This window comes from Pantoea sp. SS70 (assembly GCF_029866845.1).
Classification (GTDB): domain Bacteria; phylum Pseudomonadota; class Gammaproteobacteria; order Enterobacterales; family Enterobacteriaceae; genus Pantoea; species Pantoea leporis.
This window is the reverse complement of record NZ_CP117199.1, coordinates 3,300,798-3,325,820: the sequence shown is the minus strand read 5'-3', so window position 1 is coordinate 3,325,820 and position 25,023 is coordinate 3,300,798. Positions and strand designations below refer to the sequence as shown.

The window sequence follows — 25,023 nt, the reverse complement described above, 5'->3', positions numbered from 1 at the left end:
CATGTCGAAGTTTTTTATAGAACGTCCAATCTTCGCCTGGGTTATCGCCATTATCGTGATGCTGGTCGGCGCGATTGCCGCCATCAGTTTGCCGGTCAATCAATATCCCAATATCTCCGCGCCAGCGGTCTCCATCTCGGTAACTTATCCGGGTGCCAGCGCCGAAACCACGCAAAACACCGTGGTGCAGGTCATTGAGCAGCAGCTGAACGGTCTGGATGGTTTGCGCTATCTGGAGTCGAGCAGCGCCTCGGACGGCAGCGCGCAGATCATCGCCACCTTTAATCAGGGCATCAATCCCGATATCGCCCAGGTTCAGGTGCAGGATCGCGTGTCGCTAGCGGAGTCGCAGCTGCCCACCGATGTCACCCAGCAAGGTATCCGCATCCGTAAGTACCAGAAAAACTTCATGATGGTGATCGGGCTGATCGCCAAAGACGGCAAGCTGACTAACGGCGATCTGGCCGACATGCTGGTGTCGAAACTGGAAGATCCGATCTCGCGTACGCCGGGCGTCGGCGACTTCATGGTGCTGGGATCCGAATACGCGATGCGCATCTGGCTCGATCCGGCCAAATTGTACAAATACAACCTGATGCCGAGCGATGTCACCACGGCGATTGATAACCAGAACGTGCAGGTGTCGTCCGGTTCACTCGGCGGTTTGCCGACCATTCAGGGCGCAAAAACCCAGGCGACGATCCTCGGCAAAACCCGTTTCACCACCGTGCAGCAGTTTGAGAATGTGCTGCTGAAGGTGAATAGCGACGGCTCGCAGGTGCGGCTGAAAGATGTGGCCAGCGTCGCGCTCGGGCCGCAAAGCTACGGCATCGATGCCACCATGAACGGCAAACCGGCCGCCGGTATCGCGTTGCGTCTGGCAACCGGTGCCAATGAACTGGATACCGCCAAGGCGGTGCGCCAAACCATCGCCGACCTGAAAGATTCGCTGCCGGATAACGTCGAGATTCAGTATCCGTACGACACCTCGCCGGTGGTCAGCGCCTCAATTGAAGAGGTGGTGAAAACGCTGATCGAAGCGGTGGTGCTGGTGTTCTTCGTGATGCTGATCTTCCTGCAAAACCTGCGCGCCACGCTGATCACCACGCTGGTGGTGCCGGTGGTGCTGCTGGGCACTTTTGGCATTCTTTCGGCGTTTGGTTACAGCATTAACACCCTCACCATGTTCGGCATGGTGCTGGCCATCGGGCTACTGGTGGATGACGCCATTGTGGTGGTGGAGAACGTTGAGCGCGTAATGCACGAAGAGCAACTCGACCCGAAAGCCGCCACCATTAAATCGATGCAGCAGATTCAGGGCGCGCTGTTTGGCATTGCGCTGGTGCTGTCGGCAGTGCTGCTGCCGATGGCGTTCTTCTCCGGATCGACCGGTGTGATTTACCGCCAGTTCTCGGTCACCATCGTCTCGGCGATGGCGCTGTCGGTGATCATGGCGCTGATCTTCACGCCTGCGCTGTGCGCCACCTTGCTGAAACCGGCAGCGGCGGAGCATAAAAGCACCGGATTCGCCGGTTGGTTTAACCGCAAGTTCGACAGCGGGGCGATGCACTACACCCACGGCGTCAGCAAAGTGATTTCCCGTCGCGGCCTGTTCCTGGTGATCTATCTGGTGATCGTCGGCGTGACGGGCTTTTTGTTCACCCGCGTACCAACCACCTTCCTGCCGGGTGAAGATCAGGGCTTGATGATGGTGCAGATCACGCTGCCGGTGAACTCGTCATCGCAGCGCACTCAGCAGGTGATCAACGATCTCAACGCCTATCTGCAACAGAACGAAGCGTCGGTGGTGACCACCACCTTTGGCGTGGCGGGCTTTAACTTTGCCGGTCGCGGCCAGAGCAACGCCATGGCTTTTGTGCGCCTGAAAGATTGGGGCGACCGCACGCACAGCGGGCAAAGCGTGCAGGATTTGGCGAACCGCGTGATGGCGCACTTTGCCAACTACCAGAACGCCAAAATCTTCGCCATGGTGCCGCCGGCGGTGATGGAGCTGGGCAACGCCACCGGTTTCGATCTCTATCTGCAGGATACCGGCGCGCACAGCCATCAGCAGATGATGGATGCCGCGCATCAGTTGATTACGTTGGCGAACAACGATCCGCATCTGGCGCAGGTACGTCTTAACGGGCTGGAAGATGAGCCGCAGTATCAGCTGGAGATCAATGATGAGAAGGCCAGCGCGCTCGGCCTGAGCATGACCGACATCAACAACACTTTGTCGGTGGCGTGGGGCTCCAGCTACATCGATCAGTTCATGTATAACGGCCGCGTGAAAGAGGTCTATCTGATGGGCAAAGCGGACTCGCGCGTCACACCGTCGGATCTCGACAAATGGTACTTCCGCAACAGCAGCGGCACCATGGTGCCATTCTCCGCCTTCGCCTCTGGCAAATGGGTGTACGGCTCGCCGCACTTTGAACGCTTTAACGGCTTAACCGCTGAGGAGATCCTCGGATCGCCCGCGCCGGGCCAGAGTACCGGTGAAGCGATGAAGGCGGTGGAACAGCTGGCGAAGCAGCTGCCGCACGGTTTCCGCGTGCAGTGGTACGGCATTTCGTATGAGGAGCAGGCATCTGGCAGTCAAACCACGCAGTTGTATCTGATCTCGATTCTGGTGGTGTTCCTGTGTCTGGCAGCGCTGTACGAGAGCTGGTCGATTCCGTTCTCGGTGATCATGGTGGTGCCGCTCGGCATCCTCGGCACCATTAGCGCGGTGCTGCTGCGCGGCCTGCAGAACGATGTTTTCTTCCAGGTTGGCCTGCTGACCACCGTGGGGCTGGCGGCGAAAAACGCCATCCTGATCGTGGAGTTCGCCAAAGAGCTGCATGAGCGCGAGGGCAAAACGCTGGTGGAAGCGGCGGTAGAAGCGGCGCGGCTGCGTATCCGTCCGATTATCATGACCTCAATGGCGTTTATTCTCGGCGTGCTGCCGCTGACCATATCCAACGGCGCGGGCGCAGGCAGCCAGCATTCGATTGGTACGGCGGTGGCGGGCGGTATGATCACCGCGACTTTCCTCGCCATCTTCTTTGTGCCGATGTTCTACGTGGTGGTTTCGCAGTTCTTTGCGCGTAAGAAACAAACATCCGCAGAGGTGGTTAAAAATGAACATGAATAACTTCCGTCTGGCGCTGTTGCCGCTCGCGCTGGCATTGGCCGGTTGTACGCTGGCACCGCACTATCAGCGCCCGGCGCTGCCGGTGGACGCTAAATACGATCAGGCGACGCCCGTCGGCAACGTCGCCGATTTACCGTGGCAGAACTTCTTCACCGATGCCACGCTGCGCAACCTGATCCAGCTGTCGCTCGACAACAACCGCGACCTGCGCGTGGCGGCGCTGAACGTGCAAGAGGCGCAGCAGGGCGTCACGGTGCAGCGCGCGGCGCTGATGCCGTCGATCAACGCCACGGCCAGCCAGACTTCGGCGCATGAACCGGCCAATCTCTACAACACCAAAACCAGCGGCGCAGTGACCTATCACGAGCTGAACAGCGGCTTGAGCGTCACTTCGTGGGAGCTGGATTTCTTTGGTCGCCTGCAAAGCCTGAGCGATCAGGCGCAGGAAACCTATCTGTCGAGCGCCGCCACCGAACGCGCCACGCGCATTTCACTGATCGCGGAAGTGGCGACGGCGTGGCTGACGCTGAGTTCGGATAACGATCTGCTGCATCTGGCGCAACACACCGCGCAAAGCCAGCAGGAATCGTATCGCCTGACCAAGCTCAGCTACGACGGCGGTGCCAGCAGCGATCAGGATCTGGCGCAGGCCGAAAGCACGGTGCGGGCGGCGCAGGCGGACGTGGCGAGTTACACGCGGCAGGTGCGGCAGGATGTCGATGCGCTGCGCTTGCTGGTCGGCACCGATCTGCCCGCCACGCTGCTGTCACACGCCACGCTGGACGCCAACTGGCACTTCCCGGCCACGCCTGCTGGCTTACCGTCGGATCTGCTGACGCGTCGCCCGGATATCATGGCGGCTGAGCACACGCTGAAGGCGGCCAATGCCAATATCGGCGCGGCGCGTGCCGCCTTCTTCCCGAGCATCACGCTGACCGCGTCCGGCGGCTCCACCAGCAGCTCGCTTGGCAGCCTGCTGGGCGGCGGCACCGGCGCATGGTCATTCATGCCATCGATTAACCTGCCGATTTTTGACGGTGGTAAAAACCAGGCCAACCTGAATATCGCGCATATCGAGAAACGCATTGAGATTGCTGACTATGAGAAGGCGATCCAGACCGCGTTTAAAGAGGTGAACGATGCGCTGGCCGGTCAGGATACCTGGCAGGATCAGCTGACGGCGCTGCAACAGGAGGTTGGCGCCAATCAGCGCGACTACGATTACTCCACATTGCGCTTCAAGCAAGGCGTCGACAATTATCTCAATGTGTTAGTGGCCCAGCGATCGCTTTACAGTGCGCAGCAGTCGCTGATCAGTGCGCATCTCGGCCAATTGAGCCAGAAAATCACCCTGTACAAGGCGTTAGGCGGCGGCTGGAAATCTTAATCACCTTAACGAAACCCTTACGGTTCGCGTATGGAATTCGCGCGGGCATTCAACCGATAATGCGCGTAGTGATGATTTCCCCTTGAAATAGTCCCCTGTTTTACAGGGGATTTTCCGTTTTCTGGCTAACCTGAAGATCCTGATGACTAACAACGCTTCCCGCTCCCCGTTTTCCCGCTGGCTGAAATGGCTCCTGTTGTTGCTTGTGCTGTTGATTGTGGCGGGCGTGATCTGGCGCGTGGTCGGTGGTCACGGCGGCATGCCGGGCGGCGGAAAACCGCCGGGCGCACGCGGCGGTCATCGCGGTGGCGCGGGCGGCCCGCCGGGCATGGCGATGATGATGGGCGGTGCCACGCTGGTACACAGCGGCGTCGCCAGCAGCGCGGATGTGCCGGAATATCTCAATGCGCTCGGCACGGTAATCCCCAATGCCAGCGTCACCGTCACCAGCCGTGTCGCCGGACAGCTGGAAAAAGTGTTCTTTACCGAAGGGCAGAAGGTCAGCGCCGGCCAGCTGCTGGCGCAGATCGATCCGCGCAGCTATCAGGCCACGCTGGCGCAGTATCAGGGCGATCTCAATCAGAATCAGGCGTTGCTGAAAAGCGCGCAGTTAACGCTGGTGCGTTATCAGAAACTGGCGGCGCAGGACTCGCTGTCGCGCCAGGATCTTGATACCCAAACCGCCACCGTCGGCCAGTACAAAGGCGCGGTCGCCGCTGATGAAGCGCAGATCGCCAGCGCCAAACTGGATATCGAGTATGCGCGCATCACCTCGCCAATCAGCGGACGCGTCGGTTTGCGTCTGGTCGATCCCGGTAATATGGTGCAAACCACCGATACCACTGGCATTGTGGTGGTGACGCAGATGCAGCCCGCCGCCGTGACCTTTAGCGTGCCGCAGGGCAACATTCCGCAGCTGACCAAAGCGCTGCACGGCGGGCAAAGTCTGCCCGCCACCGCCTTTGATCAGGACAACAGCCGCGCGCTGGCGCAGGGCGAGGTGAAGTTCATCAGCAACCAGATCGATACCGCGACCGGCACCATTGAGCTGAAAGCCACCTTCGCGAATGAAGACGAATCGCTGTTCGCTAACCAGTTCGTCAATCTGCGGCTGCAAACCAACATCCTGAAAAATGTCACGGTGATCCCGGCGCAGGCGCTGCAGCTGAGCAGCGACGGCAGCTTCGTGTTTGTCATCAACCAAGACAACACCGTGACGCGCAAAGCGGTCACCACCGGGCCAACGTTTGGTGAAGATCAGCAGGCGATCCTCAAAGGGGTGGAACAGGGCGATCGCCTGGTGACCGAAGGCATCGATCGCCTAACCAACGGCAGCAAAGTGCAGCTGGCGGATGAGCGCAAAACCACCGCGACTGCCGAGGCCAAATGAATCCGTCTCGCCTGTTTATCCAGCGTCCGGTCGCCACCATTTTGCTGATGGTCGGCGTGCTGATCGCCGGGATCTTCTCCTACCGTTTTCTCTCCACCTCGGCGCTGCCGCAGGTGGATTACCCGACCATTCAGGTCACCACGCTCTATCCCGGTGCCAGCCCGGATGTGATGGCGTCGTCCGTCACCTCGCCGCTGGAGCGCCAGCTGGGTCAAATGGCCGGGCTAAGCCAGATGACGTCAACCAGCTCAAGCGGATCGTCGATCGTCACGCTGAAGTTCAGCCTCGATCTGTCGCTGGATGTCGCCGAGCAGGAAGTGCAGGCGGCGATCAATGCTGCCAATAACTTGCTGCCGAGCGATCTGCCCAATCCGCCTACTTACAAAAAGGTCAATCCAGCCGATACCGCCGTGATTACGCTGGCGGTAAGTTCCGACACGCTGCCGCTGACGCAGGTGCAGGATCTGGTGAACACGCGCGTGGCGCTCAAGCTGTCGCAGATTAACGGCGTCGGCATGGTGACGCTGGCGGGCGGCCATCAACCGGCGATTCGCGTGCAGATGGACCCGAAAGCGCTGGCGGCGCATCAGCTGTCGCTGGAGGACGTCAACACGCTGATCGGCAACAGCAACGTGAACGGCTCGAAAGGCGGCTTCGACGGCAAATATCACTCGGTGACCATCGACGCCAACGATCAGCTGCGCACCGCCGATGAGTACGGCAATTTGATCATCACTTACCAAAACGGTGCGGCGCTGCGGCTGAAAGATATCGCGCATATCGAACAGGGACCGGAGAACAGCTTCCAGTCGGCGTGGGCCAACAACAGTCCGGCGATTGTGATCAGCGTGCAGCGCCAGCCGGGCGCCAACGTGATTCAGGTGGTGGACAGCATCAAAGCGCAGCTGCCGAAGCTGCAGGCGGCACTGCCGGACGGCGTGAAGATGAGCATCTTGTCGGATCGCACGCAAACCATTCGCGCCTCGATCAGCGACGTGCAGTTTGAGCTGATGCTGTCGGTGGCGCTGGTGGTGATGGTGACGTTCCTGTTCCTGCGCAACGTGGCGGCGACGCTGATTCCCAGCGTGGCGGTGCCGCTGTCGCTGATTGGTACCTTCGGCGTGATGTATCTGGCCGACTTCAGCCTGAATAATCTTTCGCTGATGGCGCTGACCATCGCCACCGGCTTCGTTATCGACGATGCGATTGTGGTGGTGGAGAACATTTCACGGCGGCTGGAAGAGGGCGAAACGCCGATGCAGGCGGCGCTGAAAGGCTCGCAGCAGATTGGCTTCACCATCATCTCGCTGACCTTCTCACTGATTGCCGTGCTGATCCCGCTGCTGTTTATGGGCGACGTGGTTGGGCGGTTGTTCCGCGAATTTGCCATCACGCTGGCGGTGTCGATTCTGGTGTCGATGGTGGTGTCACTAACCCTGACGCCGATGCTGTGCGCCTATCTGTTGCAGCACATTCCGCCGGAAAAACAGTCGCGCTTCTCGCGTAAAGGCGGCGAGTTGTTCGACAAGCTGGTGCGCGGCTATGACCGCATGCTGACGGTGGTGCTGAACCATCAGAAGCTGACGCTGCTGGTGGCGCTGGCGACCTTTGCGCTCACCGCGCTGCTGTATATCGCCATCCCAAAAGGCTTCTTCCCGACCCAGGATACCGGGCTGATTCAGGGCGTCACCGTGGCGTCGCAGGATGTGTCGTTTAGCGAGATGTCGAAGCGGCAGCAGGCGCTGGCGAAAGTGATTCTGCAAAATCCGTGGGTGGAGAGTTTGTCCTCAACCATCGGCATTGATGGCAGCAACACCAGCCTGAATAGCGGGCGCATCCAGATCAACCTCAAGTCGTTTGAACAGCGCGACGACAAAGCCGACGTGGTGATTAAACAGCTGCAACAGGCGGCGCAGCAGGTGGCGGGCATTCAGCTCTATCTGCAACCGGCGCAGGATTTGACCGTTAACGATCAGGTGTCGCCGAGCCAGTATCAGTTCACGCTGGATGATGCCGACAGCGAAAACCTGGTGCGCTGGACGCCAAAGATGGTCGCCGCCCTGCAGCAGCGTCCGGAGTTTAACGGCGTGGTGAGTAACCTGCAGGATCAGGGCCGCGTGGCCTATGTCGAGCTGAATCGCGATAAAGCGGCGCGCTACGGCATTACCGCCGCCGACGTCGATACCGCGCTGTACAACAGCTTCGGTCAGCGTCTGGTCTCCACCATCTTTACCCAGGCCAATCAGTATCGCGTGGTGCTGGAGGTGGCGCCGCAGTATCAGCAATCGCCCGCTTCGTTTGATGATGTCTATTTGCCGGTGACCAGCGCGAGCAGCAGCACTTCCACCACGGATGACACCACCACAACCACCACCGGCATGGTGAAGCTCACGTCCATCGCCACCATTCACCAGCGCACCGGTTCGCTGATGCACATGCGGCTCAATCAATTCCCGGCGGTGATGGTGTCGTTCAATCTCAATAAAGGCTATTCGCTGGAAGAGGGGCAGAAGGCGATTGCCGCAGTGACGCAGCAGCTGAATTTGCCGTCGAGCATCACCTTGCGTTATCAGGGCGAAACCTCGGCATTCCAGAGCGCCACCGGCAACACGCTGTGGCTGATTCTGGCGGCATTAATCACCATGTACGTGGTGCTCGGCATTCTGTACGAAAGCTTTATCCATCCGGTGACCATTCTCTCGACGCTGCCGTCGGCGGCGGTCGGCGCGCTGTTGACGCTGCTGCTGGCGGGCAGCGAGTTCAGCCTGATTGCGCTGATTGGCGTAATTCTGCTGATCGGTATCGTCAAGAAGAACGCGATTATGATGATCGACTTCGCACTGGAGGCGGAAAACAAGCAGCACATGAGCGCGCGGGACGCGATTCATCAGGCCTGTTTGCTGCGCTTCCGCCCGATTCTGATGACCACCATGGCGGCGCTGCTCGGTGCGCTGCCGCTGATGCTGGCGTCCGGTTCCGGTGCCGAGCTGCGCCAGCCGCTCGGTCTGGTGATTGTTGGCGGTTTGATCGTCAGCCAGGTGCTGACGCTGTTCTCCACGCCGGTAATTTACCTGTGGTTTGATGGCATTGCGCAGCGCGGCAAGCGCTACATGCAGCGCAAGCAGCAGCAGGCGCGGGGCGAGCGATGAACCTCACCCGGCTGTTTATCTTCCGCCCGGTTGCCACGTTACTGCTGACGCTGGCGATCCTGCTGCTGGGCGCGTTGGGCTATCGGCTGCTGCCGGTGGCGCCGCTGCCGCAGGTGGATTTCCCCACTATCATGGTGAGCGCCAGCCTGGCCGGTGCCAGCCCGGAAACCATGGCAGCCACCGTCGCTACGCCGCTGGAGCGTTCGCTGGGGCAGATTGCCGGCGTTACCGAGATGACCTCGACCAGTTCGCAGGGATCGACCAGCGTGATTTTGCAGTTTGACCTCGATCGCGACATCAACGGCGCAGCGCGTGACGTGCAGGCGGCGATCAACGCCGCACGCAGTTTGCTGCCGAGCGCGATGGAGTCGCTGCCGACCTATCGCAAAGCCAATCCATCGGATGCGCCGATTGTGATGCTGGCGCTGACGTCCGCCACGCGCACGCCGGGCGAACTCTACGATCTGGCCGAAAGCAAAATCGAGCAGGCAATGGGCCAGGTGAAAGGCGTGGGCGAAGTGTCGCTGATGGGCAGTGCCTTACCGGCGGTGCGTATCGATCTGCAGCCGCTGAAGCTGACGCAGTACGGCATTTCGCTTGATACGGTGCGCAGCGCCATCGCCAACAGCACCAGCAATAAGCCGAAAGGGATTTTGCAGGGCAGCAGCCAGTCGTGGGTGGTGGACAGCAACGGCCAGCTGGATAAAGCCGCGCAGTATCAGGATCTGATCGTTACGTATCAAGAGGGCAAAGCGGTGCGGCTGCATGATGTCGCCACCGTGTATGACTCGGTTGAAGATCAGTATCAGGCCGGTTTCCTCAACGCCATGCCATCGGTGATGGTGGGCATTAAGCGCCAGGCCGGTGCCAACATGCTCGACACCATTGATGCCATCAAAGCGCAGCTGCCGGCGCTGGAAAAAGATCTGCCCGCCGATACGCAACTGAAAGTGGTGGTGGATCGCTCGCCGACGGTGCGCGCCTCGCTGTATGACACCGAAGAGACGCTGCTGGTGGCGATGCTGCTGGTGATCGCCGTGGTGTTTGTGTTTCTGCGTAACGTGCAGGCGGTGATTATCCCGGCGCTGGCGCTGCCGGTCTCGCTGATTGGCACCTGCGCGGTGATGTATCTGCTGGGTTACAGCCTCGATAACCTGTCGCTGATGGCGCTGATTATCGCCACCGGCTTTGTCGTCGATGACGCGATTGTGGTGCTGGAAAACATCACGCGCCATATCGAAGAAGGGCTCAGTCCGCTGCGCGCGGCGCTGCGTGGCGCGCAGGAAGTGAGTTTTACCGTGCTGTCGATGACTATGTCGTTGATTGCGGTGTTCATCCCGTTTCTGCTGATGGGCAGCATCGTCGGACGCTTATTCCGCGAATTTGCCGTCACGCTGACGGTATCGCTGCTGATTTCAATGTTTGTCTCGCTGAGCCTGACGCCGATGCTGTGCGCGCGCCTGCTGAAGCCGAAAGCCAAAGTCACGCAACGCTCGCATCCGCTGTATCAGTTTATCGAAAACCAACTTAACGCATTGCTGGCGGCTTATTCGCGCGGGTTAACCTGGGTGATGGCGCACCAAAAGCTGACGATGTTCAGCCTGGTGCTGACCGTGCTGCTCAACCTGTTCCTGTTTTCCGTGGTGCAGAAAGGCTTTTTCCCCAATCAGGATACTGGCCTGCTGATGGGCGCGCTGCGTGCCGATCAGAACATCTCCTTCCAGGCGATGAAGCCGAAAATGCTGCAGTTCACCCACATCATCCAGTCCGATCCGGCGGTGGAGAGCGTGATGTCGTCGATGGGCAGCGGCATGTTCGGCTCGCGCAACAGCGCCAACTTCTTTGTGCGCCTCAAGGATTTTGACAAGCGCGATGCCACCGCCACCGAAGTGGCGAACCGCCTGAGTATGAAAACCAGCCATATCGCTGGCGCGCAGATGTTCCTGATGGCGGCGCAGGATCTGCACATCGGCGGACGCAGCGCCAACGCCACCTATCAATACAGTTTGCAGGCCGACGATCTCGATCTGCTACGTGAGTGGACGCCGAAAGTGCAGGCGGCGCTGGCGGCAATCCCGCAGCTGAACAGCGTCGATTCCGACTCGCAAACCGGCGGTCAGGAAGTGGTGATTAATATCGATCGTGACCGTGCGAAACGGTTGGGCGTGGATGTGCAGATGCTCGACACCCTGCTGAACAACGCTTTCAGCCAGCGTCAGGTAGCCACGCTCTATCACACGCTTAATCAGTATCATGTGGTGATGTCGCTGCAGGATAGCTACACGCGCGATCCGGCGATTTTGCAGCAGCTGTATGTGATTAACGACAGCGGCGATCGCGTGCCGCTCGCCGCATTCGCCAGCTTCAAGGGCGGCAACGCGCCGCTGTCGGTGGCGCATCAGGGCCAATCCGCCACCAGCACCGTGGCGTTTAACCTTAACGACGGCGTGTCGCTGGAGCAGGCGCAGGCGCTGATTAAGCAGGCGATGGCGCAGCTCGGTTTGCCCTCCAGTATTCAGGCCGGTTTTGCCGGCACCGCCGCCGCCTTCGCCCAGCTTACCGCCACCATGCCGTGGCTGATTATCGCGGCGCTGGCGGCGGTGTATATCGTGCTCGGCGTGCTGTATGAGAGTTACATCCATCCGCTCACCATTCTCTCAACGCTGCCGTCGGCGGGCGTGGGCGCGCTGTTGTTGCTGTTGCTGACCAACACGCAGCTGACGGTGATCGCGCTGATCGGCATCATCCTGCTGATTGGTATCGTGAAAAAGAACGCCATCATGATGATCGACTTTGCGATTCACGCCGAGCGCAGCCAAGGCATGACGCCGCAGCAGGCGATCACCCAAGCCTGCTTGATGCGTTTCCGGCCGATCATGATGACCACGCTGGCCGCCTTCTTTGGCGCGCTGCCGCTGGCGCTGGGCAGCGGCGGCGATGCCGACTTACGTAGCCCGCTCGGGCTGGCGATTGCCGGTGGTTTGGCGCTGAGCCAATTATTAACGCTGTTTACTACGCCGGTGGTTTATCTCTGGCTCGACCGTTTAAGCCGCGCCACGCAACGTCAGTGGCAGCGGTTGCGTCATGTGGAATCCCGATAGATGAAAATGTCTCTGAAAATTACGCCGTTGCTCACCGTGATGTTGCTGGCGGGCTGCGCGGTTGGCCCCGATTATCAGCGCCCGAGCATGGCGATGCCGACCCATTTCAAAGAAGCCAAAGGCTGGACGCAGGCGACGCCGCAGGATGCAAACAGCAAAGGTGAATGGTGGCAGGTGTATCATGATGCCACGCTGGCTAGTCTGCTGAAGCAGGTGAGCATCTCCAACCAGAACGTAGCCAGCTATGCCGCGCAGTACCGCGAAGCACAGGCGCTGGCTGGGCAATCACGCGCGGAGTTGTTGCCGTCGCTAGGCTACGACGCCAGCAGCACGCGCAGCGGCAGCCGCGCCAGCGGTCAACGCAGCGTCAGCAACAGCCATGCCGCCGATCTCAGCGCCAGCTGGGAGCTGGATGTGTGGGGCAAACTGCGACGCACGCTGGAGGAGAACCATGCCAGCGCCGAAGCCAGCAAAGCCGAGCTGGCGAATATCACCTTGAGCGCGCAGTCCGAACTGGCGCAGGACTATTTCCAGCTGCGCATCATCGACGAGAAAATCGCGCTCTATCAGCGCAGTATCGCGGCCTATCAACGTTATCTGACGGTGATTGAAAACAAATATGCGGCGGGCAGCGAATCACGCGCCACCTTAGCGCAGGCGCAGATGCAGCTGGAGAGCGCCCGCGCCTCGGCGCAGGATTACCAGTGGCAGCGTGCACAGATGGAGCACGCCATTGCGTTGCTGCTGGGTCGAGCTCCGGCGGATTTCTCCTTGCCGGTGGCGAAGCTGGAGGCCGCGCTGCCCGCGATCCCGAACAGCGTGCCGTCGCAGCTGTTGCAGCGCCGTCCCGATATCGCCTACGCCGAGCGCAACGTGGCGGCGGCGAATGCGGCGGTCGGCGTGGCGATTGCCGGTTACTATCCCGATTTGACGCTGAGCGCCAGCGGCGGCGTGAGTTCATCGGCGATCAACAGTTTGTTCTCGCTGCCCAATCGCGTCTGGTCTTTGGGGCCGGAGCTGAGCGGTACGCTGTTAGATTTCGGCGCCACCTCAGCGAAAGTCGAACAGGCACGCGCCGCCTATGATGCCAGCGTTGCCAGCTATCGCCAGTCGGTGCTGACCGGCATGGGCGAAGTGGAAGATTATCTGGTGCAGCTGAATACTTTGCAGGGCGAAATCGCCGCACAGCAGCGCGCCACCGACGCGGCGCAGGAATCGGCACGCGTGACGCGCAATCAGTATGATGCCGGAATGATCGACTATCTCGACGTCGCCACCACCGAAAACAGCAGCCTGAGCGCGCAGCAGAGTTTGCTGTCGCTGCAGAGCACGCAGTGGGTCAGCAGCGTCGGTCTGATCGCCGCGCTGGGCGGTGGCTGGCAGGCGGATACGCGGTAAAACCAGGTCGCCATGATGGCCCTTTGCCGCAGCTGACGCGCCAGCGCCTCTGGCAAATGTTGCCCTTTTCAGCAGCACACACTGAAGCTTCGGAGCAGGCCGGGGACGCTTTTGGGCCGGCAATCCGCAGCGCTGAACGAAGCGAGGAAGCCAGGAGAGCCCGCAGGACGCGGGCGAAAGGCGGAGCCGGGACAAGGAAGTCCCGTCTCCGCCGGTCCGTCAGGCAAACGAGCGAAGTGAAGGCACCGCGCTAGCGGCGCGAGGACCGCCGGACCACAAGTGGCCCCGGCCTGCACACTCATCGTTGGCTTAACTGACAAGCATTACGCCATGAATGGCGGCCCTACGACCGCTATTGCGTTTAAATCACCACGCCACTTGTCGAAAATCCCCAGATCCTGCATCGTAAGAGCCATTTTTACGATTGCTAAGGAGCTGGCATGCTACTCACTTTTTTCCGTTTCATGTTCCGCCTGCTGTGGCGTGTGGAACTGCGCGGCGACCTCGCGGCACTGCATAAAGAGAAAGTGCTGATCACCCCCAATCACACGTCGTTTCTGGATGGGGTATTACTGGCGCTGTTTCTGCCGATCAAACCGGTGTTCGCGGTCTATTCGTCGATCAGCGATCAATGGTTTATGCGTCTGCTGAAGCCGATCATCGACTTCGTTCCGCTCGATCCCACCAAGCCGATGTCGATCAAACATCTGGTGCGCATGATCAATCAGGGCCGTCCGGTGGTGATCTTCCCCGAAGGGCGCATCACCGTGACCGGATCGCTGATGAAGATCTACAGCGGCGCCGGCTTTGTGGCGGCGAAATCCGGTGCCACCGTGGTGCCGATGCGTATCGAAGGCGCGGAATATACGCCGTTTGGTCGTCTGGCGGGCGTGTTTAAACGGCGCCTGTTCCCGCGCATCACCTTAACGGTGCTGCCGCCAACGGTAATCCCAATGCCTGAAGCCAAACGCGCGCGCGATCGCCGCACGCTGGCGGGCGAGCACCTGCATCATGTGATGATGGAAGCCCGCATGGCAGTGCGTCCGCGTGAGACGCTGTTCGAGGCTTTCCTCAATGCGCGTCAGCGTTATGGCGCGATGAAGCCGTGTATCGAAGACGTCAACTTCAAACCGGATAGCTATACCGGTTTGCTGAAGAAAGCGCTTGGCGTGGGCCGCATTCTGGAGCGTTACAGCCAGCAAGGTGAATACGTCGGTCTGCTGCTGCCGAACGCCACGGTGACAGCGGCGGCAATTCTCGGTGCCTCGCTGCGCGGGCGCATTCCGGCGATGCTCAACTACACCGCAGGCGTGAATGGCATGCGTGCGGCGTTGACCGCATCGCAGGTGAAAACCGTGTTTACCTCGCGGCAGTTCCTCGAAAAAGGCAACCTGTGGCACTTGCCGCAGGGACTCAGCGAAGTGCAGTGGATCTATCTGGAAGATCTGAAAGATACCGTTACGCTGCAGGACAAATTGTGGATTGTGGCGCATCTGCTGATGCCGCGCCGTGCGCTGGTGGCGCAGCAGCCGGAAGATGCGGCGATGGTGCTGTTTACCTCCGGTTCGGAAGGCCATCCCAAAGGTGTGGTGCACTCGCATAAAAGTCTGCTGGCGAACGTTGAGCAGATTCGTACCGTGGCGGATTTCACCCCGCGTGACCGCTTTATGTCGGCGCTGCCGCTGTTCCATGCTTTCGGTTTAACCGTTGGCCTGTTTACCCCGTTGCTGACCGGCGCGCAGGTGTTTCTCTATCCAAGCCCGCTGCATTACCGCATCGTGCCGGAGCTGGTTTACGACCGTAACTGCACCGTGCTGTTTGGTACTTCAACCTTCCTTGGCAACTATGCGCGTTTCGCCAGCCCGTACGATTTTGCGCGTCTGCGCTATGTGGTGGCGGGCGCGGAGAAACTGCAGGAAGCGACGCGTCAGATCTACATGGAAAAATACGGCATCCGTATTCTCGAAGGCTACGGCGTGACGGAGTGCGCGCCGGTGGTGGCGATCAACGTGCCGATGGCGGCAAAAAATCACACCGTGGGCCGCATTCTGCCGGGCATGGATTCGCGTCTGATTTCGGTGCCGGGCATTGAGCAGGGCGGTCGCCTGCAGCTGCGCGGTCCAAACGTGATGAACGGGTATCTGCGCGTGGAAAATCCAGGCGTGCTGGAAGTCCCGGTCGCCGATAACGGCGAAGGCGAGATGGAAGCGGGCTGGTACGACACCGGCGATATCGTCAGCTTTGATGAAGGCGGTTTCTGCCAGATTCAGGGCCGTGCGAAACGCTTCGCCAAAATTGCCGGTGAGATGGTGTCGCTGGAGATTGTGGAGCAGATTGCGCTGAAAGCCTCTAACGAGAAGCAGCATGCGGCGTCGCTGCGTCCGGACGGTAATCGAGGCGAAGCGTTGGTGCTGTTTACTACCGACAGCGAGTTGGGCCGCGACACGCTGCTGAAAGCGGCGCGTGAAATTGGCGCGCCGGAACTGGCGGTGCCGCGCGATATCCGCGTGATGAAACAGCTACCGATGCTGGGTAGCGGCAAACCGGACTATGTCAGCCTGAAGCAGCTGGCGGAAGAGGAGCAGGCATGAGCCAGGCGTTAAATAACGATGCACCGCTGTTATCGCGCAACATGCTGGCGGTGATTGTGGCGCAGTTCTTCTCGGCATTTGGCGACAACGCGCTGTTGTTTGTGACGCTGGCGGTGCTGAAAAATCAGTTCTATCCGGACTGGAGTCAGCCGATCCTGCAAATGCTGTTTGTGGCCACTTACATTCTGCTCGCGCCGTTCGTGGGCCAGATGGCGGATAGCTTTGCCAAAGGTCGGGTAATGATGTTCGCTAACAGTCTTAAGCTGCTCGGCGCGCTGGTTATCTGTTTCGGCTTCAATCCGTTCCTCGGCTATACGCTGGTGGGGATTGGCGCGGCATCCTATTCGCCAGCCAAGTACGGCATCCTGACGGAGATCACCAGCGGTGAACGCCTGGTCAAAGCCAACGGCTTAATGGAAGGTTCGACCATTGCGGCGATTCTGCTGGGTTCGGTAGCGGGCGGTATTCTGGCGGACTGGAACCTGGTCGCCGCGCTGGTGGTGTGTGCCATGACCTATGCGATGGCGGTGGTGGCGAACATCTTTATTCCGCGCCTGACGGCGGCGCGTCCCGGCCAGAGCTGGCATTTTGGCGCCATGCTGCGCAGTTTCATCGCGGCCACTAAGCTGCTGTGGCGCAACGGCGAAACGCGCTTCTCGCTGCTCGGCACCAGCTTGTTCTGGGGCGCGGGCGTGACGCTGCGTTTCCTGCTGGTGCTGTGGGTGCCGGTGGCGCTCGGCATTAGCGATAACAAAACCCCGACCACGCTGAATGCCATGGTGGCGATTGGCATCGTGATTGGTGCGGCAGCGGCAGCGAAGCTGGTGACGCTGCAAACCGTGCGTCGCTGCATGCCAGCCGGTGTGCTGATTGGCGTGATGGTGGTGGTGTTCGCGTTGCAAACCAGCTTGCTCAATGCCTATCTGGTTTTGATGCTGATTGGTGCGCTGGGTGGTTTCTTCGTGGTACCGCTCAATGCGCTGCTGCAGGAGCGTGGCAAGGCGTCCGTGGGTTCGGGCAACGCGATTGCGGTGCAAAATCTCGGTGAGAATACCGCGATGTTACTAATGCTGGGATTCTATACCGTGGCGATTAAGCTGGGCGCGCCTGCGGTGGCGACCGGCGTCGGATTCGGCGCGATTTTCGCCGTGGCGATTGCGGTGTTGTGGTGGAAAGCGCGGAAGTAACAAAAGCATAGCGTCGTAGCGGGGCAATGTATTGCGCAATGGCGAATGCCGCACAAGTGGAAAAATGTGCGGCGTTTTTAAAGCGCGCGATAAATCGCGCCGCTACGGTGTGGTGCGATTTATGGCGCTGGATAGGTAAACTGGCGATGAATCGCTTCCAGTTCCTCTAACACCTCGGCATTCAGCGTCAGATTGAAACTCTCTACGTTAATCTTCAGCTGCTCCAGCGTGGTGGCGCCCAGCAAGGTGCTGGCGACAAACGGCTGTTGACGCACATACGCCAGCGCCATCTGCGACGGATCCATATTGTGCTTCTGCGCCAGCGCAACATAGGCTGCAATCGCCTGCTGAGACTGATCGCCGCTGTAGCGGGTAAAGCGACTAAACAGCGTATTGCGCGCACCGGCGGGTTTCGCACCGTTCAGGTATTTGCCACTCAACGTACCAAACGCCAGGCTGGAATACGCCAGCAACTCGACGCCTTCATGCTGGCTGATCTCCGCTAAACCGACCTCAAAACTGCGGTTCAGCAGGCTGTACGGGTTCTGGATGGTGACGATACGCGGCAGCTCATGCTTTTCAGCCAGCTGCAGATAACGCATCACGCCCCACGCGGTTTCGTTCGACACGCCAATGTAGCGAATCTTACCGGCGCGCACCTGTTCGGTCAGCGCTTCCAGCGTCTCCAGCAGCGTCACCGGCACGCTGGAATCGGTGTATTGATAACCCAGCTTGCCGAAGTAGTTGGTCTGACGCTGCGGCCAGTGAAGCTGATAGAGATCGAGATAATCGGTGTTCAGGCGTTTCAGGCTGGCATCCAGCGCTTCGCGGATGTTTTTGCGATCCAGCGCCTGGTTCGGGCGAATCGACGCATCCGCGCCGCGTACCGGACCGGCTACTTTGCTGGCGAGGATGATTTTGTCACGGCTGCCGCGCTTCTTCAGCCAGCTACCAATGTATTGTTCGGTTAATCCCTGGGTTTCCGGGCGCGGCGGCACCGGATACATTTCTGCGGTATCAATCAAATTGATGCCACTGCTAACCGCGTAATCAAGTTGTGCGTGGGCGTCGGCTTCGCTGTTCTGCTCACCAAACGTCATGGTTCCAAGCCCCAGCTGACTCACTTCCAGCGTGCTATGGGGAATACGGTGATAGTGCATGTGCCGGCATCCTTTTTTCATTATGAAAGGGAATGTTGTGTCCTTTGGGACTATAGCGTGTGAAGCGGCGCGGAAGGAAGAGGGGAAAGTTCGGGAAATCGCCTGCACAAGGGGAAAACGCGTGCAGGCAGGGCAATTTGGCACTTAACGCTCAATGATGGTTGAAACCTCGTCACCATTGATCTGCATCTGATGGCCTTGCTCATCGGTGTACTGTACCAATCCGGTCTCTTTATCGATGGCGGGTTTGCCATCTGTCATGATCATGCGGCCATCTTTGGTCGCCATGACGTAATCACTGCTACAACCACTCAATAACAGCGTCACCAAGGTTAAACCTACTGCACTCACCAACCCTTTCATTCTTATCTCCTTCTCGCGACTTCAACAGCAAAAGTGTAGTAATAAATGCTTTCGTCGTTAGGAGTAATCGCATCATTCCTAAAATTATCGGCAGCAATATGCATTTACAGTAAAAAATGTCGCGCCAAAAGCGGACCGGTGAAGCTTTTCTTCAGATAAAAGCCGCGCGGCAGCGTCATGATTGGCTCGCCGTGTTCGCCAATCGCTTCGGTCAACGCTTTGCTGTTGGCGGCTTTAGGGCGGATTTGCAGCCAGGCACCGTGACGTGCGGTGATGCGCTCCACCTGACCGAGCACAATCATATCCATCAACTCTTCCCAGTCTTCGCGCAGCTGTTGCTCCTCTTCTGCACTCGGATGCCACAGCAGCGGCGAACCGACGCGGCGCTCGGCCAGCGGCAAAGCACGATCGCCTTCGATCGGGATCCACAGCACCCGCGCCAGTTTGTGCCGCACATGGCTGGTTTGCCAGGTTACGCCGCTATTGCCGGTTAACGGCGCGACGCACACGAAGGTGGTTTCCAGCGGTTTGCCCTGCGCATCTACCGGAATCGTTTTCAGCTCAATGCCGAGATGGGCGAAATCCTGCTCGGCTTTGCTGCCAGCGCTGGCACCCAAATGCAGCTCTAACAGCATGCCAACCCAGCCTTTGTCGCGTTTCAAATCTGCCGGAATCGGCAGGTTAATCTGCGCCGCCAGCGCGGCAAAGGTCTGTCCCGCCAGCTGCTGTGCGCGCTGCAGTAATTCCGCTTCGTTTTCAGGTGGCGATGGCAATAACGGTGAGAAGTGCATGCTAAAACCTACATTGGTTAAAGAGTGAACAGTAAACGCGAGCCGGGTTTGTCCACATGGCAGTTAGTTGAATAAAGGTGATAATAGCATGATTCAGCATGCTTTTTTATTTCAATAGAATGGGACGATCCGGTGATATGGCCCGGTTATCCCAGCTTGTTATCGACAATGAACAGGTGTTGAACCTGGTTATCCACAGAAAAGTGGGGTAACACCCTTTTGGCCATACCCCTGTTTCCATTTACAGCCTTGACTTTCGCGTTTTGAACGCTTTTTTTCCTTTCTGTGACCAGGTTTAGGGCATTCTCTGTGGATAAAAACGTCGGTGATGGATCTTTAACCGATTGAAAAAACTGAGCGGAGTATAACTACGGATCCTGGTAACGATTTAACGGTTAATAAGTTATATCTCAATGAATATTATGATTTTTTTTAGTGTTGCTATGTTGGGTGATGAGATTTATCCGAAGGGGTTATTCAATTCATTCCCGTGTTCTGCACAAAGCTATCCACAGAAAAGGTGAATAAGATCGCCGATAAATTGGGGTATCTGTTTATAACTTGGCTAATCTCTGTGAGTTATCCTGTTTTTATTCCGCCTGCGGCCCGCTATCCAGTGGTTTACCGCCTGTAAGGAGTGTGAAACAATCAGGCTATTCAAATTTAGCTTTGAGGTAGTCCAGTGATCGATGATGATGGCTACCGCCCGAATGTTGGTATCGTAATCTGTAACAGGCAAGGACAAGTGTTGTGGGCCAGGCGCTTTGGACAGCACTCCTGGCAATTTCCTCAGGGAGGCATCAATCCGGGTGAAACTGCTGAACAGGCGATGTATCGCGAGCTGTTCGAAGAAGTGGGTTTACACCGCAAAGATGTTCGAATACTTGCTTCAACCCGAAACTGGTTACGCTACAAGTTGCCAAAACGTTTGGTGCGTTGGGACACAAAGCCGGTGTGTATCGGCCAGAAACAAAAGTGGTTTCTTCTGCAGTTGATGTGCAGTGACGCGGAAATCAATGTGCAGCACAGCAGCACACCCGAGTTTGATGGTTGGCGCTGGGTTAGCTTCTGGTATCCGGTACGTCAGGTGGTCTCTTTCAAGCGCGATGTATATCGCCGCGTAATGAAAGAATTCGCGGGCGTAGTGATGTCTATGCAGGAGAGTGCGGGGCAGCGTAATAACGCCGCCCAACGACGTAAAAGAGGATAGGCCACGCCCTTTATGCTCACTCAGTTACGCGAAATAGTAGAGAAAGTGGCGAGTGCTCCACGTCTGAATGAAGCACTCGACATTCTGGTAAACGAAATTTGCCTTGCGATGGAAACCGAGGTTTGCTCGGTTTATCTCGCCGATCACGATCGTCGTTGCTACTACCTGATGGCGACACGCGGGCTAAAAAAGCCGCGTGGTCGTACGGTCACGCTGGCGTTTGACGAAGGCATTGTTGGCCTCGTTGGACGCTTAGCCGAGCCGATCAACCTCGCCGACGCGCAGAGCCATCCCAGCTTCAAATACATTCCTTCTGTTAAAGAGGAGCGTTATCGCTCCTTCCTCGGCGTGCCGATTATCAGCCGCCGCCAGCTGCTTGGCGTGTTGGTTATCCAGCAGCGCGAACACCGTCAGTTTGATGAAAGCGAAGAGTCATTCCTCGTCACGCTCGCCACGCAAATGGCGGGATTGCTGTCGCAGTCGCAGCTCGGTCAACTGTTTGGTCAATTCCGTCAGACGCGGGTAAAAGCGATTGCCGCTGCGCCGGGCGTGGCGGTCGCGCCGGGTTGGGTGGATGAAACTCAGCCGCTGCTCGATCAGGTTTCCGCTGCGTCCACGCTTGACGTGCAGCGCGAACGCGAGCGCCTGGTGCTGGCGATGGGCGAGGCCGGCAACGAATTCCGCCGCTTCAGCAAACGCTTTGCTGCCAGCGTGCAGAAAGAGAGCGCGGCGATCTTCGATCTCTATTCGCACCTGCTTACCGATGCGCGGCTGAAAAAAGATCTGTTTGATGAGATCGAGCGCGGATCGGTCGCGGAGTGGGCGGTTAAAACGGTGATCGAGAAGTTCGCCGAGCAGTTCGCCAATTTGCAGGATCAATATCTACGCGAGCGCGCCGGCGATCTGCGCGTGCTCGGTCAACGTCTGCTGTTCCACCTCGATGATTCGCTGGTCGGCACCAATGCCTGGCCGGAACGCTTCGTGTTAGTCGCAGATGAACTCACCGCCACCACGCTGGCTGAATTGCCGCAGGAGCGTCTGGCGGGCGTGGTGGTGCGCGACGGTGCCGCCAACTCGCATGCGGCGATTTTGACGCGCGCGATGGGCATTCCCACCGTGATGGGCGCTGATATCCTGCCGGCGCAGCTTAACAAGCGCTTGCTGATTGTTGATGGTTATCGCGGCGAAGTGCTGATCGATCCGGAACCGGTGCTGGTGCAGGAGTATCAGCGTTTAATCAGCGAAGAGAACGCGCTGAGCAAAATGGCCGAAGGCGTGGTCGAGCAGCCCGGCGAGCTAAAAAGCGGTGAGCGCATTCAGGTGATGCTGAATGCCGGCCTCAGCCCGGAACACGAGCAGGCGCTGGATAACTGGGTGGATGGCATCGGTCTGTACCGCACCGAAATTCCGTTCATGCTGCACAACGGCTTCCCGTCCGAAGAGGAGCAGGTGGCGCAGTATCAGGGCATGTTGCAGCTGTTCTACGACAAACCGGTGACGCTGCGTACGCTGGATGTCGGCGCGGATAAGCAACTGCCGTACATGCCGATCAGTGAAGAGAATCCGTGCCTTGGCTGGCGTGGCATTCGCTTAACGCTCGATCAGCCGGAAATCTTCCTGGTGCAGGTGCGCGCCATGCTGCGTGCCAACGTGGCGTCTGGCAACCTGAGCATTCTGCTGCCGATGATCAGCCATATCGATGAGATCGATGATGCGCGTCGTCTGATCGATCGCGCTGGCCGCGAAGTGGAAGAGATGCTCGGCTATGTGATTCCCAAGCCGCGCATTGGCATCATGATTGAAGTGCCGTCGATGTTGTTTATGATCCCGCATCTGGCGGATCGCGTCGATTTTGTCTCGGTTGGCACCAACGATTTGACGCAATATCTGCTGGCGGTTGATCGCAACAACACGCGCGTGGCGAACCTGTATGATTCGCTGCATCCGGCGATGCTGCGGGCGCTGCACACTATTGCCAGCGAAGCCCGCCAGGCCAAGCTGGAGCTCTGTTTGTGTGGTGAAATGGCTGGCGATCCAATGTGTGTCGCGCTGTTAGTGGGCATGGGATATCACCATCTCAGCATGAACGGCAAGAACGTGCCGCGGGTGAAATATCTGCTGCGCCATCTCGATTTTGAAGAGGCGCAGAAGCTCAGCGAGCATGGACTGGCCGCGCATACCGCCTCGGAAGTGCGCCATCTGGTCTCCACCTTTATGGAGCGCCGTGGTTTAGGCGGTTTGATTCGCGGCGGGCGTTAACGGTTACAACTTCACAACCTGTAAAAAAAGTGGCTGTGCTATCATGCGCAGCCTTTTATTGTCCCGTTTCAGGGCAGAAAAATGATGGTGAAAGATGACTGACGGCTACATTTCGTTTCCCCAATTCGATCCGGTAATTTTTTCAATCGGACCGGTTTCGCTTCACTGGTACGGCTTGATGTATCTGGTGGGCTTTGTATTTGCCATGTGGCTGGCGACGCGACGCGCCAACAAACCTGGCAGCGGCTGGAAAAAAGAGGAAGTGGAAAACCTGCTGTATGCGGGCTTCCTCGGCGTATTCCTCGGTGGACGTATCGGCTATGTGTTGTTCTATAACCTGCCGCTGTTCCTTGAGAATCCGCTGTATCTGTTTAAGGTCTGGGATGGCGGCATGTCGTTCCACGGCGGCCTGATTGGTGTGATTGTGGTGATGCTGATTTTCGCACGCCGTACCAAGCGCACGTTCTTCCAGGTAGCGGATTTCATTGCACCGCTGATCCCGTTTGGTTTGGGTGCCGGTCGTCTCGGTAACTTCATCAACGGCGAACTGTGGGGCCGCGTGGCGCCCGATTTCAAATACGCGATGTTGTTCCCCGGTTCACGCAGCGAAGACATCGCGCTGGCAGCCAATAATCCGCAGTACCAGGAGTTGCTGAACACCTACGGCGTGCTGCCGCGTCATGCTTCGCAGCTGTATGAGCTGTGCCTCGAAGGCATTGTGCTGTTCATCATTCTTAACCTGTTCATTCGTAAGCCGCGCCCCATGGGCAGCGTCTCGGGCCTGTTCCTGATCGGCTACGGCGCATTCCGCATCATCGTGGAGTTCTTCCGTCAGCCGGATGCGCAGCTTGGCCTGTTTGAAGGCGGCGTCAGCATGGGACAGATTCTGTCGATCCCAATGATTCTGGCCGGTGTAATTATGATGATCTGGGCGTATCGTCGTCGCCCGCAGCAACAAACTCGTGAGGTAAAATGAAACAGTATCTGGACCTAATGCAACATGTGCTGAATGAAGGCGCAGAAAAGGCCGACCGTACCGGCACCGGCACGCTCTCCATCTTTGGCCACCAGATGCGTTTCAATTTGCAGGACGGTTTTCCGCTGGTCACCACCAAGAAAGTGCACCTGCGCTCCATCATTCATGAGCTGTTGTGGTTCCTGAAAGGTGAGACCAACATCGGTTACCTGAAAGAGAACAAGGTCACCATCTGGGACGAATGGGCCGATGAGAACGGCGATCTCGGCCCGGTCTACGGCAAGCAGTGGCGCAGCTGGGGCAGCGCCTCGGGTGAAGAGATTGATCAAATCAGTAAAGTGATTGAGCAGCTGAAGCGTGACCCCGATTCGCGTCGCATCATTGTCTCGGCGTGGAACGTGGGCGAGCTGGATCACATGGCTCTGGCGCCTTGCCACGCCTTCTTCCAGTTCTACGTGGCTAATGGCAAGCTCTCTTGCCAGCTCTATCAGCGCTCATGCGATATCTTCCTGGGGCTGCCATTCAACATCGCCAGCTATGCGCTGCTGGTGCATATGGTGGCGCAGCAATGCGATCTCGATGTGGGCGATTTTGTCTGGACCGGTGGCGATACGCATCTGTACAGCAACCATTTAGAGCAGGCGCGCCTGCAGTTAACGCGTGAGCCGCGCCCGTTACCGAAGCTGGTAATCAAGCGTAAACCGGCTTCTATCTTCGATTATCAGTTCGATGATTTCGAGATTGAAGGCTACGATCCGCATCCAGCGATTAAAGCGCCCGTCGCCATTTAACGCCACTCCCGCAAGGTCGCCATTCATGGCGACCACGCCCAAATCGCACCTTAATCCTGAATCTGTCTCACAAAACGCTGTATCTCTCTGCACCTCTCCTCGATTTTCTGCGCAACGTTTCCCAACGTCGA

15 protein-coding genes are annotated in these 25,023 nt (G+C 58.4%); 12 read left to right on the top strand and 3 right to left on the bottom strand.

The window, feature by feature from the left end:
- Position 1: 1 nt before the first annotated feature.
- From PO881_RS15335 to lplT, 8 genes are all read left to right on the top strand, one after another.
- On the top strand, positions 2-3,139 hold the full coding sequence (locus PO881_RS15335; protein ID WP_280172029.1) for an efflux RND transporter permease subunit: 3,138 nt from the start codon (positions 2-4) through the stop codon (positions 3,137-3,139).
- Positions 3,126-4,526 (top strand): efflux transporter outer membrane subunit, encoded by a 1,401-nt coding sequence (locus PO881_RS15330; protein WP_280172028.1) that lies wholly within the window; start codon positions 3,126-3,128, stop codon positions 4,524-4,526. The genes PO881_RS15335 and PO881_RS15330 overlap by 14 nt, the downstream gene beginning before the upstream one ends.
- A 142-nt stretch (positions 4,527-4,668) precedes the next feature.
- Positions 4,669-5,916 (top strand): MdtA/MuxA family multidrug efflux RND transporter periplasmic adaptor subunit, encoded by a 1,248-nt coding sequence (locus tag PO881_RS15325; protein WP_280172027.1) that lies wholly within the window; start codon positions 4,669-4,671, stop codon positions 5,914-5,916.
- Positions 5,913-9,065, top strand: a complete 3,153-nt coding sequence (locus PO881_RS15320) for an MdtB/MuxB family multidrug efflux RND transporter permease subunit (protein ID WP_280172026.1) — start codon at positions 5,913-5,915, stop codon at positions 9,063-9,065. The genes PO881_RS15325 and PO881_RS15320 overlap by 4 nt, the downstream gene beginning before the upstream one ends.
- Complete coding sequence (locus PO881_RS15315; protein ID WP_192412029.1) at positions 9,062-12,166, top strand: efflux RND transporter permease subunit; 3,105 nt, start codon at positions 9,062-9,064, stop codon at positions 12,164-12,166. Before PO881_RS15320 ends, PO881_RS15315 begins: the two co-directional genes overlap by 4 nt.
- A complete protein-coding gene (locus tag PO881_RS15310; protein WP_280172025.1) occupies positions 12,167-13,564 on the top strand; it encodes an efflux transporter outer membrane subunit in 1,398 nt (465 codons plus the stop codon).
- Between the two features lie 440 nt (positions 13,565-14,004).
- Positions 14,005-16,155 (top strand): bifunctional acyl-ACP--phospholipid O-acyltransferase/long-chain-fatty-acid--ACP ligase, encoded by a 2,151-nt coding sequence (aas, locus tag PO881_RS15305; protein WP_280172024.1) that lies wholly within the window; start codon positions 14,005-14,007, stop codon positions 16,153-16,155.
- A complete protein-coding gene (gene lplT, locus PO881_RS15300) occupies positions 16,152-17,342 on the top strand; it encodes a lysophospholipid transporter LplT (protein ID WP_280172023.1) in 1,191 nt (396 codons plus the stop codon). Before aas ends, lplT begins: the two co-directional genes overlap by 4 nt.
- Positions 17,343-17,461: 119 nt before the next feature.
- Here lplT and PO881_RS15295 read toward each other — a convergent pair whose 3' ends face one another.
- From PO881_RS15295 to mutH, 3 genes are all read right to left on the bottom strand, one after another.
- Positions 17,462-18,502 (bottom strand): NADP(H)-dependent aldo-keto reductase, encoded by a 1,041-nt coding sequence (locus PO881_RS15295; protein ID WP_110867968.1) that lies wholly within the window; start codon positions 18,500-18,502, stop codon positions 17,462-17,464.
- A 144-nt stretch (positions 18,503-18,646) separates the two neighbouring features.
- Positions 18,647-18,865 carry a YgdI/YgdR family lipoprotein gene (locus tag PO881_RS15290; RefSeq protein ID WP_101761992.1) on the bottom strand — a complete coding sequence of 73 codons (219 nt, stop codon included), beginning with the start codon at positions 18,863-18,865 and terminating at the stop codon, positions 18,647-18,649.
- A 104-nt stretch (positions 18,866-18,969) separates the two neighbouring features.
- Complete coding sequence (mutH, locus tag PO881_RS15285; RefSeq protein ID WP_110867967.1) at positions 18,970-19,656, bottom strand: DNA mismatch repair endonuclease MutH; 687 nt, start codon at positions 19,654-19,656, stop codon at positions 18,970-18,972.
- 682 nt (positions 19,657-20,338) lie between these two features.
- Here mutH and rppH point away from each other — a divergent pair.
- From rppH to thyA, 4 genes are all read left to right on the top strand, one after another.
- On the top strand, positions 20,339-20,866 hold the full coding sequence (rppH, locus tag PO881_RS15280) for an RNA pyrophosphohydrolase (RefSeq protein WP_007890933.1): 528 nt from the start codon (positions 20,339-20,341) through the stop codon (positions 20,864-20,866).
- Positions 20,867-20,878: 12 nt separating this feature from the next.
- The gene (gene ptsP / locus PO881_RS15275; protein ID WP_008109260.1) at positions 20,879-23,125 is read left to right on the top strand and encodes a phosphoenolpyruvate--protein phosphotransferase; all 2,247 of its coding nucleotides are present in this window, start codon (positions 20,879-20,881) and stop codon (positions 23,123-23,125) included.
- A 94-nt stretch (positions 23,126-23,219) separates the two neighbouring features.
- The gene (gene lgt, locus PO881_RS15270) at positions 23,220-24,101 is read left to right on the top strand and encodes a prolipoprotein diacylglyceryl transferase (RefSeq protein ID WP_008109262.1); all 882 of its coding nucleotides are present in this window, start codon (positions 23,220-23,222) and stop codon (positions 24,099-24,101) included.
- Entirely contained in the window at positions 24,098-24,892 is a 795-nt protein-coding gene (gene thyA, locus PO881_RS15265) for a thymidylate synthase (protein WP_277974026.1), read from the top strand. Before lgt ends, thyA begins: the two co-directional genes overlap by 4 nt.
- The last annotated feature ends 131 nt before the right edge of the window (positions 24,893-25,023 follow it).

Excerpts from the sequence above, each read along its gene's own strand:
- ptsP (WP_008109260.1), top strand. The coding sequence starts at position 20,879 with ATGCTCACTCAGTTACGCGAAATAGTAGAGAAAGTGGCGAGTGCTCCA.
- lplT (WP_280172023.1), top strand. The coding sequence starts at position 16,152 with ATGAGCCAGGCGTTAAATAACGATGCACCGCTGTTATCGCGCAACATG.
- thyA (WP_277974026.1), top strand. The coding sequence starts at position 24,098 with ATGAAACAGTATCTGGACCTAATGCAACATGTGCTGAATGAAGGCGCA.
- aas (WP_280172024.1), top strand. The coding sequence starts at position 14,005 with ATGCTACTCACTTTTTTCCGTTTCATGTTCCGCCTGCTGTGGCGTGTG.
- PO881_RS15295 (WP_110867968.1), bottom strand. The coding sequence starts at position 18,502 with ATGCACTATCACCGTATTCCCCATAGCACGCTGGAAGTGAGTCAGCTG.
- PO881_RS15290 (WP_101761992.1), bottom strand. The coding sequence starts at position 18,865 with ATGAAAGGGTTGGTGAGTGCAGTAGGTTTAACCTTGGTGACGCTGTTA.
- lgt (WP_008109262.1), top strand. The coding sequence starts at position 23,220 with ATGACTGACGGCTACATTTCGTTTCCCCAATTCGATCCGGTAATTTTT.
- PO881_RS15335 (WP_280172029.1), top strand. The coding sequence starts at position 2 with ATGTCGAAGTTTTTTATAGAACGTCCAATCTTCGCCTGGGTTATCGCC.
- PO881_RS15310 (WP_280172025.1), top strand. The coding sequence starts at position 12,167 with ATGAAAATGTCTCTGAAAATTACGCCGTTGCTCACCGTGATGTTGCTG.
- mutH (WP_110867967.1), bottom strand. The coding sequence starts at position 19,656 with ATGCACTTCTCACCGTTATTGCCATCGCCACCTGAAAACGAAGCGGAA.
- PO881_RS15320 (WP_280172026.1), top strand. The coding sequence starts at position 5,913 with ATGAATCCGTCTCGCCTGTTTATCCAGCGTCCGGTCGCCACCATTTTG.
- PO881_RS15325 (WP_280172027.1), top strand. The coding sequence starts at position 4,669 with ATGACTAACAACGCTTCCCGCTCCCCGTTTTCCCGCTGGCTGAAATGG.
- PO881_RS15315 (WP_192412029.1), top strand. The coding sequence starts at position 9,062 with ATGAACCTCACCCGGCTGTTTATCTTCCGCCCGGTTGCCACGTTACTG.
- PO881_RS15330 (WP_280172028.1), top strand. The coding sequence starts at position 3,126 with ATGAACATGAATAACTTCCGTCTGGCGCTGTTGCCGCTCGCGCTGGCA.